8 protein-coding genes are annotated in these 13,242 nt (G+C 68.1%); 5 read left to right on the top strand and 3 right to left on the bottom strand.

From position 1 onward, the window contains the following. Positions 1 to 69 precede the first annotated feature (69 nt). Complete coding sequence (locus MF270_RS03170) at positions 70 to 1,887, top strand: ABCB family ABC transporter ATP-binding protein/permease (protein ID WP_238364416.1); 1,818 nt, start codon at positions 70 to 72, stop codon at positions 1,885 to 1,887. Between the two features lie 325 nt (positions 1,888 to 2,212). On the opposite strand, the gene MF270_RS03165 is transcribed toward MF270_RS03170, so the two are convergent. Together MF270_RS03165 and MF270_RS03160 are read right to left on the bottom strand one after the other, a co-directional pair. Continuing rightward, positions 2,213 to 6,154, bottom strand: coding sequence for an efflux RND transporter permease subunit (locus MF270_RS03165; RefSeq protein ID WP_238364415.1), 3,942 nt, complete (start codon positions 6,152 to 6,154; stop codon positions 2,213 to 2,215). Continuing rightward, the gene (locus MF270_RS03160) at positions 6,151 to 7,506 is read right to left on the bottom strand and encodes an efflux RND transporter periplasmic adaptor subunit (RefSeq protein WP_238364414.1); all 1,356 of its coding nucleotides are present in this window, start codon (positions 7,504 to 7,506) and stop codon (positions 6,151 to 6,153) included. Before MF270_RS03160 ends, MF270_RS03165 begins: the two co-directional genes overlap by 4 nt. A gap of 269 nt (positions 7,507 to 7,775) precedes the next feature. Between MF270_RS03160 and MF270_RS03155 the strand changes: the two genes are divergently transcribed. The 3 genes from MF270_RS03155 (at position 7,776) to der (ending at position 11,570) form a co-directional block, all read left to right on the top strand. Next, on the top strand, positions 7,776 to 8,441 hold the full coding sequence (locus tag MF270_RS03155) for a hypothetical protein (RefSeq protein WP_238364413.1): 666 nt from the start codon (positions 7,776 to 7,778) through the stop codon (positions 8,439 to 8,441). A gap of 86 nt (positions 8,442 to 8,527) precedes the next feature. After that, positions 8,528 to 9,868, top strand: a complete 1,341-nt coding sequence (locus MF270_RS03150) for a PQQ-like beta-propeller repeat protein (RefSeq protein ID WP_238364412.1) — start codon at positions 8,528 to 8,530, stop codon at positions 9,866 to 9,868. Between the two features lie 247 nt (positions 9,869 to 10,115). Further along, on the top strand, positions 10,116 to 11,570 hold the full coding sequence (der, locus tag MF270_RS03145) for a ribosome biogenesis GTPase Der (protein WP_238364411.1): 1,455 nt from the start codon (positions 10,116 to 10,118) through the stop codon (positions 11,568 to 11,570). A 247-nt stretch (positions 11,571 to 11,817) separates the two neighbouring features. On the opposite strand, the gene MF270_RS03140 is transcribed toward der, so the two are convergent. Continuing rightward, a complete protein-coding gene (locus tag MF270_RS03140; RefSeq protein ID WP_238364410.1) occupies positions 11,818 to 12,132 on the bottom strand; it encodes a metalloregulator ArsR/SmtB family transcription factor in 315 nt (104 codons plus the stop codon). 74 nt (positions 12,133 to 12,206) lie between these two features. Here MF270_RS03140 and MF270_RS03135 point away from each other — a divergent pair, with 74 nt between their 5' ends. Then, complete coding sequence (locus MF270_RS03135) at positions 12,207 to 13,160, top strand: acyl-CoA desaturase (RefSeq protein ID WP_238364409.1); 954 nt, start codon at positions 12,207 to 12,209, stop codon at positions 13,158 to 13,160. The last annotated feature ends 82 nt before the right edge of the window (positions 13,161 to 13,242 follow it).

The following is a 13,242-nucleotide window of genomic DNA, read 5'->3' as shown; positions in this document are numbered from 1 at the left end:
ACCACGCGCACTGGCCTTTCGGGGCGGCGGGGGGTAAGAGCTTCCTTCGCACAGCCCGGAGAGCCAGCCATGCGCACCACGTCGCCGTCAGACCCCGCAACACCGCGCCCCGAAGGCGACGGCGGCTGGCGGACGATCCGGAAGGTCGCGCCCTACCTCTGGCCCGAGGGCGAATCCTGGGTCAAGTGGCGGGTCGTCATTGCCATGGTCGCGTTGGTGCTGTCCAAGGCGATCGGGGTCTACACGCCGATGCTTTACAAGCGGGCGGTGGACGCGCTGTCGAACGAAGGCGTGCCGGACCTGGTCCTGGGCGCGGTCGGGCTGACCGTCGCCTACGGCATGGCGCGGATCATGACCAACGGCTTCGCGCAGCTGCAGAACGCGGTCTTTGCTCGCGTCGCGCAGCGGGCGCTGCGGGCGCTGGCGCTCGAGACCTTCCGGCACATCCACGCGCTGTCACTGCGCTTTCACCTGACGCGCAAGACCGGCGGGCTGAGCCGGATCATCGAGCGCGGGGTAAAGGGGGTGGAGTTCCTGCTGCGCTTCCTGCTGTTCTCCATCGGGCCGCTGGTGCTCGAGCTGCTGCTGGTGGCGATCATCTTTGCGGTGGTGTTCGACTGGCGTTACCTGGCCGTCGTGGTGGTGACCATCGGCATCTACGTCTGGTTCACCTTTGCCGTGACCGAATGGCGGGTCAAGCTGCGCCGCCAGATGAACGACCAGGACACGGATGCCAACCAGAAGGCCGTGGACAGCCTGCTGAACTTTGAGACCGTCAAGTACTTCAACGCCGAGGTCCGCGAGACCGCGCGCTACGACCGGGCCATGGCGGGCTACGAGGTGGCGGCGATCAAGACCAACACCTCGCTCGCCTTCCTGAACTTCGGCCAGGCGGTGCTGATCACGCTGGGGCTGATCATCGTCATGGTGCTGGCGGCCATGGGCGTGCAGGACGGCACGCTCACCGTTGGCGATTTCGTCATGGTCAACGCTTACATGATCCAGATCACCATGCCGCTGAACTTCCTCGGGTCCGTGTATCGCGAGATCCGCCAGGCTCTGGTGGACATGGGCGAAATGTTCGACCTGCTCGAACAGCCCGCCGAAGTCAGCGACAAGCCCGGCGCCCCGGCGCTGGACGTCAGAGGCGGCGAAGTGCGGCTGGAAGGCGTGCATTTCGGTTACGACGCGGCGCGCCCGATCCTCAAGGGCGTCGACCTGGTGGTGCCGGCGGGCAAGAACGTCGCCATCGTCGGGCCCTCGGGCTCGGGCAAGTCGACCATCGGCCGGCTGCTGTTCCGGTTCTACGACGTGACCGGCGGGTCGTTCCGGATCGACGGGCAGGACCTGCGGGACGTGACGCAGGGCTCGCTCCATGCGGCGATCGGGATCGTTCCGCAGGATACGGTGCTCTTCAACGACTCGATCGGCTACAACATCGCCTATGGCCGCGATGGCGCCACCCGGGACGAGATCGAGGCGGCGGCGAAATCCGCCCGGATCCATGACTTCATCATGGGGCTGCCCGAAGGCTACGACACGCCGGTGGGCGAGCGGGGGCTGAAGCTTTCGGGCGGTGAAAAGCAACGCGTGGGCATCGCTCGGACCCTGCTCAAGAACCCGCCGATCCTGCTGCTGGACGAGGCGACCTCGGCGCTCGACACCGAGACCGAGGCGCAGATCCAGGGCGCGCTGAAACGGGCGGGCGAGGGGCGGACGGTGATCACCATCGCGCACCGGCTGTCGACCGTGGCCGACGCGGACGAGATCGTGGTGCTGGAGGACGGCCGGATCGCAGAACGCGGCACCCATGCCGCGCTGCTCGAGGCCGAGGGGCGATACTGGTCGCTCTGGCAGCGCCAGGCCAGCGAGCGGGACGCGGCCTGAGGCCGGGCAGGGGGCAGCCCCCCGTCGGCCTGGCGAGGTATGTGAGGCGCCGAAGACGCGGGGCGCGGCATCTGGGCGCAGAGGCTGCGCCCCGTGACGGGCCGAGCCTGGGGGGCCAGCCCCCCGGGCGCCAAGGCGCCCGCCCCCCGAGGTATTTGGAAAACAATGAAGAGACGGGGCGGGGCGCCACGCTGAGGTCGGGCACGACCCGATCCCGCTTCATTGTGCCAATATACTCCGGGGAGTGTGAGGGGATGGCCCCTCACCTGCATGACGGTGCCAGAGGCGGTGGCCCGGCCGGATCGGCATCCGGCCGGGGCACCGATCATTCGGCGGCGCGCAGGGGGCCGCTGGGGCCCGGTTTTTCGTCCTTGTCCGAGGGGGCGGTTTCCTCGGCCCGTTCGTGGACCAGTTCGGGGCCGGCTGCGGCGGCGGCCTGGGCGGATTCGTCGTCGACCGGGTCGCTTTTCACCGTGTCTTCAAGCGCCCCGACGCTGCGGCTGAGCGAGGTCAGCACGCGCTGCATGTCGCCGAGGTGCGGGGCGCGGGTTTCGGCCGGTTGCGAAACCGGTCCGGCCATGCCCGTCGCCAGCACCGGCGCCGCGTCGTCCCAGAGGATCTGCGGGTGCTTGACCCGGCGCGCGGCACGCCCCAGCGCCCGGTCGCCGGCGATGCGCTGCGACGACAGGCTGCCCAGCAGGCGCGCGATCCAGCCGGCATAGGTGGTGATCCAGACCCGCAGCGCCAGCATGGCCGGCGTGAAGACCAGCGTCAGCACCGTCGCGATGCCGAGGCCGAAGACCACCGCCGTCGCCAGGTTCTTCCACCAGAGCGCGGTCGGGCTGTCGATGGAATAGCCGCCGCCGAAGAAGTCGAGGCTGAGCCCGAACATCATCGGCGCAAGGCCCGCCATCGTGGTCAGCGTGGTCAGCAGCACCGGCCGGATGCGGCTTTCGGCAGTGCGGATGATCGCCTCGATCCTCGGCATGTACTGGCTGTATTCCTGGTAGGTGTCGATCAGCACGATGTTGTTGTTCACCACGATGCCGGCCAGCGCCACGATCCCCACCCCGGTCATGATGATCGAGAAGGTCTGCTGGAACACCAAGAGGCCGATCAGCACGCCCGCGGTCGACATGACCACGGCCAGCAGCACCAGCACCGAGTTGTAGAAGCTGTTGAACTGCGCCAGCAGGATGATGAACATCAGCGCCAGCGCCCCGGCGAAGGCCTGCATCAGGAAGGCCTGGGATTCCTCCTGGTCCTCCTGGTCGCCGGTCCATTCCCAGGTGATGCCCGAGGGCAGGGGGTTCGTCTCGAGCCAGGTCGTCAGCACCTGGATGCGTTCGTTCGCCGTTACCGGCACCGTGCGCAACTCGCCCGCGCGCAGCTGGTCGGCGAAATCGGCCGGAGCCTCGGCGCTTTGCGACACAAGCGTGTAGCCGTGGCCGGCCGCGTCTTCGATCGGGGCGGCGCCCGCTTCGACACGGCGCAGCATAGCCAGCGGCGCGGCGCCCTGCAGGTCGGCCGCCTCGGTGTCGCCGGGAACGACCTTGAACAGGTGCTCGGCCACCCCCGCCTTGACGTCGAAGTAGCGCTTCTGGTCCTGGCGGCTGATCTCGGCCAGCTTGGCGACCGGCTCGCGGGTGATGAAGTTAGACAGCGGCACCAGCCCTTCGGAGGTGCGGACCTTGAGCGTGTCCAGCGTCGAGAGCACCCGGTCCTGTTCCGGCAGGCGCACGCGGATCTCGATTTCCTCGTCCGAGCTGTCGACCCGCATCGTATCCAGCAGGATGCCGCGCGTCACCAGCTGCACCATGCCACCCACGGTCGCCACGTCGGCGCCGTAGCGGCCGGCTTCCTCGACATCCACGTCGATCTGCCAGTCGATGCCGGGCAGGGGGCGGGTGTCTTCGGTCAGCGTGAGGCCGGCAGTCGCGTCGAAGGTCTCGCGCGCGAGGGTCGTGGCGGCCAGCAGGTCGTCCCAGTTGTCGCCCTTGAGGCGCAGGTGCACGGGCTTGGCCGAAGCCGGGCCCATGTCGGCCGACAGGATCTCGACCTGGGTGCCGGCGAGGCGGCCCAGCTGTTCGGTCAGCTCTTCGATCACGCGGTTGCCGTCCAGCGCCTCGATGTCCTTGCGGTCTTCCCAGGGCACCAGCTCGAGCTGGATCTGCCCGATGGTGTCGTTCGGCGCCTGGGCGCCGCCGGTGTTGGTGTTCAGCCCGCCTTCGCCGGCAAAGGCAAAGGCGTTGTCGACGCCCGGGTGCCGCAGCACGATCTCTTCGGCGCGCTGCACAAGCGCGTCCTTTTCGGCGAGCGACAGGTTGCCACGGGCGCGGATGTAGGCGATGGCCATCTCGGGCTCGGAGGGGACGAAGAATTCCACGCCCGCGCCGTTTTCGCCGTAGTAGCTGAAGGTCTGCATCACGAAGATGACCACGGCGGCGATGGTCACCACCGGCATGATCGGGTTGCCCGTGATGAGCCACATGAAGCGGCCAAAGAGCGTGCGCCGGTAGCCCGCGTCGATCTTGTTGCGGCGCCAGGTAATCTTGGCGGCCGACAGCGTGACCGACGCAAAGACAGCCATGACGAGGAACAGGATCACGCCCGGGATCTGGCCCGCGATGCCCTCGGGCGCGGTGGGGCCCATCAGCCGTTCGGGGTTCAGCACGCCAAGAGCGCCGTAGAACAGGCCCATGAGCGCGACGGGGACCAGCGCGGCCCGGACGATCCACCAGGGCAGCAGTCGCTTGAGCCCCTCGCTGGCATGGTCGAGCGTGCGCGAAAAGCGCCCGGTGACGCCGCCCATGACGGGCAGGTAGACCAGCGCGACCAGCAGCGAGGCCGAGAGCACGAAGATCAGCGTCACGGGGAGCATCCCCATGAACTGCCCCGCGACACCCGGCCAGAACAGCATCGGCAGGAAGGCGCAGAGCGTCGTCGCGGTGGACGACACGACAGGCCAGAACATCCGCTTGGCGGCCTCCACATAGGCATGCATGGGGCCGACACCTTCGGAGATGCGCTTGTCGGCATATTCCACGACCACGATGGCGCCGTCGACCAGCATGCCCACGGCCAGGATCAGGCCGAACATCACGATGTTCGACACGGTGATGCCCATCAGCTGCAGGAAGACGAAGGTCAGCAGGAACGAGGTCGGAATGGCGAAGCCCACCAGCAGCGCGGCCCTTGTGCCAAGCGCGGCGAGGACAACGATCATCACCAGCGCGACGGCGGTCAGGACCGAGCTTTCCAGCTGGCTGACCATCGAGCCGACGACGCGGCTCTGGTCGTTCGAGGTCTGCAGCGTCACGGCGGCCTGCAGCTCAGGCGGCCAGTCGGCCTGCGCCTCGGCCACCACGGCCTTCACCGCGTCGACCGTGTCGATCAGGTTGTAGCCCTTGCCCTTGACCACCTGCAGCGCGACCGTGGTCTGGCCGTTGAACCGCGCGGTCGAAGTGCGATCCTCGAAGGTGAGGTTGATCGTGGCCAGGTCACCGAGCGTCACCACCCGGTCGCCGTTGCGCTTGACCGGCAGGTCATAGATGTCGCGCACGTCGTCGAAGGACGAGGGGATCTTGACGGCAAAGGTGCCATTGTCGGTCTCGGCCTCGCCGGCGGCGATCAGCTGGTTGTTGTTCTGCACGACCGAGATCAGCTCGGACGCGGTGACGTTGTAGCTTTCCAGCTTGAGCGGGTCGATGATCACCTCGACCATCTCGTCGCGGTTGCCGGCCATGGTGGCCTCGAGCACGCTGTCCAGAGTCTCGATCCGTTCCTGCAGGTCCTTGGCGACGCGGTTGCGCGTGCGCTCGGGCAGGGGGCCGGTGAGGCTGACGATCAGGATCGGGAACTCGGAGAAGTTGATTTCGTTGATCGAATATTGCTCGGCGCCCGAGGGGAACTTGCCCTCGGCCGCGTTCATCGCGTCGCGCACGTCGGCGATGGTCTTGGTCTTGTCCCAGCCGAAATCGAATTCCAGCAGCATGCCCGCATAGCCTTCGGCGGCGGTGGCGGTCATGCCCTCGAGGTTGTCGAGGTCGGCCAGCTCCTGCTCCATCGGGCGGACCAGCAGGCTTTCGCTGTCCACGGCCGAGATGCCGGGGAAGGGCACCGACACGAACAGCATCGGGATCTGGATGTCGGGCTCGCCTTCCTTGGGCAAGGTCGCGTAGGAAAACGCCCCGATGGTGAGGCTGAGCGCGATGAAGGCCAGGATCATGCGGGCGCGCGATGCGGCCCAGTCGACGATTCCGGTCATTGGGTGGCCTCCTGCCATTCGGGTTCGACGGCGGTTCCGTCGGTCACGTATTCCTGGCCGATGAGGATCACGTCGGCATCCTCAGGCAGGCCGGCGACCCAGACACCGTTCGCGGTGTCACGGATCATGGTGACCGGGGCGAATTCCGCCAGGTAGGCCTCGTCGCCCGCGCCTTCGTCGCCCATGTCGGCGACGACAAGGCGGACGCCAAGGTCGCCCTCGTCGTTCAGCGTCAGGGCCGATTGCGGGATCAGGTGCGCCGGCGCCCCTTCGGCCGCGATCAGGATCTCGGCGGTCTGGCCGTCGCGGATCTGCAGCCCGCCGTTGTCGACGATCACCTCGACGCGGAAGGTGCGGGTGGCCGGATCGGCGCTGCGCGACAAGAAGCTGACGCGGCCGCGCAGTTCCTCGCCGGTGGTCAGCCGGGCGCCGGCCATGGCACCGATCTCGACCCGGTTGACCTGGGCTTCGGGCACGTAGCCCACCAGCCGGATCGGGTCGAGCTGCAGGATCGTGGCGCAGGTCGCGTTGCCGCCCTGCGGGTTCAGATAGCTCCCGAGTTCGGCCGTGTCGCTTTCGAGGATGCCGTCGAAGGGCGCGGTGACCGTCAGCTTGTCGATCTCCTGCCGGGCCGAGGCGACGGCCGCCTCGGCCGACTGGATCGCGGCCTCGACGGCGGTGATGCCCGACCGGGCGCTTTCAACGCCTGCCTTGGCCGATTCCACGGCCGCCTCGGCGCTGCGCACCGACGCCTGGGTCGAAGCGACGCGGGTCTCAGAGGCAAAGCCGCCCTCGCTCAGCTTGCGCGAGGCGTTGTCGTTCAGGCGCGCCTCTTCCAGCTGCGCCTCGGCCTGGGCCAGCGCGGCGCGCGCCTGCGGCACCTGCGCCTGGGTCGCGGGCACCTGGGCGCGGGCCTCGGCCAGCCGCGCCTCGGCCTCGGCCAGCGAGGAGGCGCGGGTGCCCGGGTCGATCCGGCAAAGTTCGTCGCCGGTGCTGACAAAGGCGCCCTTGCGGATCGGTTCCGAGATGACGGTGCCCGAGGTCTCGGCGGTCACGCTGACCTGGCGCGTCGCCTCGGTCTGGCCGCGCAGCACAACGGCGCTGTCGATCTGCCGGGCAGTCGAGTGCATGGCCACGACCCGCACGACGCGCACCGGTTCCTGCGCCTGTTTCTCGGCGATGGGGGTGGGCATCTCGGTCTGCGCGGGGTCATCGTTGCCGGGCGTCGCCAGCTCGGCCGCGACATCGACCGCTTCGCCCGAGACGAGCGCCATCAGGGTGTCCCGCTCGATCACGAGCATGTAGAGCGTGGCCGTCACGAGGACGGCGACGATGATCGGAACGATACGCATTCTTCAACCTTTCGTGACGCGAACGGGCACTTGGCCTGCATATGGGCAGTCCATGTGGACAGTGTAACCCCGTTACGCGCATCTAAACCGTTTAGTTCACTTTATACTGCATCGCAGCAACGCTCAATCCCGATTTGAAGCGCTTTGCACGGGGAATTGCCGGGCAATTGCACCGAAACCCGCCGCCCCTTGGCACGCGCCGGGTGCTGGGATAAGAGGGGCGCACGCGGCGCCTTACGGGGTCGGCAGGGCAACAAAAGGGCGGAATCGTGAGCAATCCCGACAGTTTCATCGAGGAAGTGACCGAAGAGGTCCGGCGCGACCGTCTCTATGGCCTGCTGCGCCGCTATGGCTGGATCGGCATCGTCGCCGTGCTGGCCATCGTCGGCGGGGCCGCGTGGAACGAATGGCGCACCGCCCAGGCGACGGCGCGAGCCGAGGCGCTGGGCGATGCGATTCTCGCCGCCACCGACCGGGATGATCCGGCCGCCCGGGCCGAGGCGCTGGCTGCCGTGGAGGGTGAGGGCGCGGCGCGCGACACGGTCGTGCCGCTGCTGATCGCGGGCGAGCAGATTGCCGCCGGCGCGCCCGAGGACGGTGCCGCCGCGCTGGACGCGCTGGCCACCAATGGCGACGTGCCGGCGATCTACCGCAACATCGCGGCCTTCAAGGGCCTGCTGGCAGCCTCGGGCACCGCCTCGATCGACGAACGCCGCGCGGGCTTCGAGGCGCTGGCCGCACCCGGCAGCGCGCTGCGCCTGCTGGCCGAGGAACAGCTGGCCCTGCTCGAGGTCGAGGCCGGCAACACCGAAGGCGCGCTCGAGCGGCTGAACGCGATCATCGTCGACAGCGAGGCGACGGCAGGCTTGCGTCAGCGCGGCACTTCCTTGATTGTGGCGCTGGGTGGCGAGCCCGAGGCGCTGCCCGGCAACTGAGACCGGGGCGGGAACGCCCCAACGACGCGCCGGGGGCCGGGACAAGGCCCCCGCGTGGGAAGGACAAGGACCATGGGGGCAGGGCGGTGACGCGACACATCCTATTCGGCGCATGCATCGCGGGGTCGGTGCTGGCGCTTTCCGCCTGCGATGAACGCGAGGTGATCCTGCCCGGGCTGCGCGAGACGCCCGACACGATCCTGCAAAGCGACACGCCGGTTCCGGTCGATCCGTCCAAGCCTCAGAACCTGTCCCAGCCGATTTCCCTGGCCAGTGCCAGTGCCGCCGCCGACTGGCCCGCCTGGCCGGTGTCCGAGATCGGCCGCAACCCGCATCCTGCTTTGGGCGCCGCTCCGGCCCTGGCCTGGTCGGCCAACATCGGTCAGGGCGACAGCCGGCGCTACCGCATCACCGCCAACCCGGTGGTGTCGGGCGGGCGCATCTTCACGCTGGATTCCCATGCGCAGGTCACGGCGACCGGCACGGGGGGCGAAACGCTCTGGACCCACGACCTGACCCCGACCCGCGACCGCGTGGGCGATGCGGCGGGCGGCGGGCTGACCATCGGCGGCGGCACGCTGTTTGTGTCCTCCGGTTTCGGCAAGCTCACCGCGCTCGACCCCGCCACGGGGGCCGAGAAATGGGTGCAGGAACTGGACGCGACCGGCAACGGCACCCCGACCTACGCCGATGGCCTCGTCTACCTCGTGGCCGGCGACCGCACCGCCTGGGCGATCGAGGCCGAAACCGGCCGCATCCGCTGGCAGCTCGACTCGGTCGAGGACGTGAACAACGTGCAGGGCGGGCCGGCCCCGGCGGTGACCGACCGCTACGTCATCTTCTCCTACGGCTCGGGCGAGTTGCAGGCCGCTTTCCGCCAAGGCGGGCTGTCGATCTGGAACGCCGCCATCGTCGGCGGCCGGCCCGGCCGCGCGCTGGCGCAGGTCGAGGACATCACCGGCGATCCGGTGGTCGTGGGCGACCGGGTGATCGTCGGCAACCAGTCCGGCCGCCTCGTGGCGCTGGGCCGCGACAACGGCGAACGGCTCTGGACCATCGAGGAAGGGCTGCAGGGCCCGGCCTGGCCCGCGGGGGGATCGCTTTTCGTCGTCAGCGACGAGAACGAGCTTCTCCGGATCTCGGCCGCGGATGGCAGCCGTATCTGGGGCGTGGACCTGCCGAATTTCACCCGCCCCTCTGCCTCGGCCCGCCGCCGCGGCGAGATCTTTGCCCATTACGGCCCCGTGGTCGCGGGCGGCCGCGTGCTGGTCGCCGGCTCGGACGGCTGGCTGCGGCAATACGATCCGCGCGACGGATCGCTTATCGGCCAGGTGGACATCCCCGGCGGCGCCTCGTCCGCGCCCGTCGTGGCCGGCGGCGTCATGTACATTGTCAACGCACGCGGCCAGCTGCTCGCCTATCGCTGAGCGCCTCGCCCCTGGAAGGCGCGGGAGTCAGGGGCCAGCCCCTCACACTCCCCGGAGTTTACTGGCACAATGAAGGGGGATCTTCGCCCCTGCTTTCATTATTCCAAAAATACTCCCGCCGGAGGCATGCTAGGGGGGAAGCCCCTCGCATACATGGACATATATTGGCAAGCTGCAGGTCTCGGGGGCTTTCATTACGCCCCGGTTTGGCCTATCTGCGCGGATTGATCCCGTCTGAGGTGACACGATGAGTTTTTCCCTGGCCCTGGTGGGGCGGCCCAACGTGGGCAAGTCGACGCTGTTCAACCGGCTGGTGGGCCGGCGGCTGGCGCTGGTCGATGACCAGCCCGGGGTCACGCGCGACCTGCGCGAGGGCGAGGCCAAGCTGGGCGGGATGCGGTTCACCGTGATCGACACCGCCGGCCTGGAAGAGGCGACGGACGAGAGCCTTCAGGGCCGGATGCGGCGCCTGACCGAGCGCGCCGTGGACATGGCCGACATCTGCCTGTTCATGATCGACGCCCGGGTCGGGGTGACCCCGGCGGACGAGGTCTTTGCCGAGATCCTGCGCAAGCGGGCCAAGCACGTGATCCTGGCCGCCAACAAGGGCGAGGGGGCGGCGGCCGATGCCGGCGTGCTCGAGGCCTGGAACCTTGGTCTGGGCGAGCCCTTGCGGCTGTCCGCAGAGCATGGCGAGGGGATGGGCGATCTGCTGGCCGAGCTGCTGCCGCTGGCCGACAAGTACGAGGCGCGAGCCGCCCAGGACGCGCCCGAAACGGAGGTGGACGTCAGCGACGAGGACGACCCGGAAGAGGCCTTCCGCATGCCGACGCTTGCCAAGCCCATGCAAGTGGCCGTCGTCGGCCGCCCCAATGCCGGCAAGTCCACCCTCATCAACAAGATCCTCGGCGAGGATCGTCTGCTGACCGGCCCCGAGGCCGGGATCACCCGCGACGCCATTTCGCTGACCATCGACTGGGAGGGGCTGCCCTGCCGGATCTGGGACACCGCCGGCATGCGCAAGAAGGCCAAGGTGCAGGACAAGCTGGAAAAGCTGTCGGTCAGCGACGGGTTGCGCGCGGTCAAGTTCGCCGAGGTCGTGGTCGTGCTGCTGGATGCCGCGATCCCCTTCGAGCAGCAGGACCTGCGCATCGCCGATCTCGCCGAGCGCGAGGGCCGCGCCGTGGTGATCGCCGTCAACAAGTGGGACATCGAGGATGCCAAGCAGGAAAAGCTGCGCGATCTCAAGGAGGCGTTCGAGCGGTTGCTGCCGCAGCTGAAGGGCGCCCCGCTGGTCACGGTGTCCGCCAAGACCGGCCGCGGGCTCGACCGGCTGCGGGCCGCGATCGAGACGGCCTACCGCACCTGGAACGCCCGTGTCTCGACCGCGCAGCTGAACCGCTGGCTCGAGGGCATGGTTGCGGCCCACCCGCCGCCGGCGCCGCAAGGCAAGCGCATCAAGCTGCGCTACATGACACAGGCCAAGACCCGGCCGCCGGGCTTTGTCGTGATGTGTTCGCACCCGGACAAGATGCCCGACAGCTATTCGCGCTACCTCGTCAACGGGCTGCGTGAGGCGTTCGAGATGCCGGGCACGCCGATCCGCCTGTGGATGCGCGGGCAGGGGGACCGGAACCCCTACAAGGGCCGGCGCGAAAAGAACGCGGGCGCGCTGAAGAAGCACCTGAACAAGAAGAAATGAGGCATGGGGCCGTCCGGTGGGGCGGCCCTTTGGCCTTCATGGCGCCGCGGGCGGCGATTTGACCGAAGGCTGTCGGGCCCAACCTACGGCCCCACGACAACGGCTGCACGGGCCGGCGGTTCGGTGGGCGGGAAACGCCTTGCACCGGCTCGGGCCGGACGACGCAGATCCTGATGGAGAAGGCCGGGCGCCTAGGCGCCGAAAGTTGATCCACGCGCCGGCGGGTGACGCAAGGTCAATGCCGGTGCTAGTCCTCGCCCTTTTCGGCGCGCCGTTCGGCTTTCAGGGCGCGGCTTGGCGGACAGACTTCTTGCAGAAATCCGGCCAACACTCCGCCAAGGTTGTCCGCGTTCATGCCGTAGTTCACGAATTGTCCCTCGCGCCTTTTCCACACCAGGTCGGCCGCTTCGAGGATGGACAGGTGCTTGGACACCGCAGGCTGCGACATGTCGAACCGCTTGGCAATCGCCCCTGCGGCCAGCGGCCCTTCGGACAGATATGCCAGGATGCGGCGCCGCGTGGTGGAGGCCAGCGCTTCGAACACCTTGTCGGGGCTTGACACGATTTCACCTATTAGCTAATTGGTTATATGATTATTTGGCTATCAGGTTATGTCTTTCTGCCGGGAGTTTCAAGATGACGCTGCACGCGACCGAACGGGTCTGGCCGGATGAGGACACCGATGCGATGCGCGGAACGATCCGCTGGGACGCTGCCAGGTCGCTCTGGCTGGTTGCGATGATCGCGGGCGGGATCGCGGCGCTTGTGGTCACCCCAAGCTGGGGCGGGGCGCTGGTGTTCCTGGTCACGACCGCTGTCACCATCTGCGCGGGCCATTCCGTCGGCATGCACCGCCTGCTGATCCACCGATCCTTTCAGACCGGCCGGGGCCTGAGGTACGGCCTTGTCTGGCTTGGCACCCTGGTCGGCATGTCGGGGCCCTTTGGCATGATCCGCGCACATGACATGCGCGACTGGCATCAACGCCAGGCAGACTGCCCGCCGCATCCAAGCCACGGAGCGGGATTCTGGCAGGATGCCTGGTGGCAATTGCACTGCCGTTTCGACCTGGACCACCCGCCGCGGTTCCGCATCGAGCCCGACATTGCCGAGGATCCCCTTTTTCGGTGGATGGAGCGCCACTGGATGGCCCAGCAACTCTGGCTGGCCGTCCCGCTTTTTCTCATGGGCGGGATCGGCTACGTCTTCTGGGGCGTGTGCCTGCGGGTGGCGGTCTCGTTGATCGGGCACTGGATGGTCGGGCATTTCGCCCACAAGACCGGACACCAGGGCTGGCATGTCGAAGGGCTTCCGGTTCAGGGGTTCAACCTGCCCGGGCTTGGCCTGATCACCTTCGGCGAGAACTGGCACGGCAATCATCATGCCTTTCCGCATTCGGCGAACCTGGGGATCGAGGGCAACCAGATGGATCCCGGGTACGGGCTGATACGGGTGCTCAAGGCGTTCGGCCTCGCCCATTCGGTTCTCGGCCCCTTGGATCGCCCGCCGCGCGACGGTCTTGTACGCTGCGGTCCGGATGTCGGGATGGCGCCCCGACTGCAAATGATCGACCTGGGGGCTGGGACGTAAACCGGCCAGCGGCTATCCTTGCCCCGGACCACAGGATGCGGAATGTCGCAAACGGTGCGGCGAACGACGCCGGGGAGGACAC

The organism is Mesobacterium pallidum, assembly GCF_019966535.1.
In the GTDB taxonomy this organism is placed as follows: Bacteria; Pseudomonadota; Alphaproteobacteria; order Rhodobacterales; family Rhodobacteraceae; genus Mesobacterium; species Mesobacterium pallidum.
Note: the sequence above shows the minus strand (reverse complement) of the source record. Positions and strands in the feature narration are given on the sequence as shown.

Bases quoted from the DNA above. Each gene is read 5' to 3' on its own strand.
- MF270_RS03165 (WP_238364415.1), bottom strand. From the start codon at position 6,154: ATGACCGGAATCGTCGACTGGGCCGCATCGCGCGCCCGCATGATCCTG.
- MF270_RS03170 (WP_238364416.1), top strand. From the start codon at position 70: ATGCGCACCACGTCGCCGTCAGACCCCGCAACACCGCGCCCCGAAGGC.
- MF270_RS03135 (WP_238364409.1), top strand. From the start codon at position 12,207: ATGACGCTGCACGCGACCGAACGGGTCTGGCCGGATGAGGACACCGAT.
- der (WP_238364411.1), top strand. From the start codon at position 10,116: ATGAGTTTTTCCCTGGCCCTGGTGGGGCGGCCCAACGTGGGCAAGTCG.
- MF270_RS03160 (WP_238364414.1), bottom strand. From the start codon at position 7,506: ATGCGTATCGTTCCGATCATCGTCGCCGTCCTCGTGACGGCCACGCTC.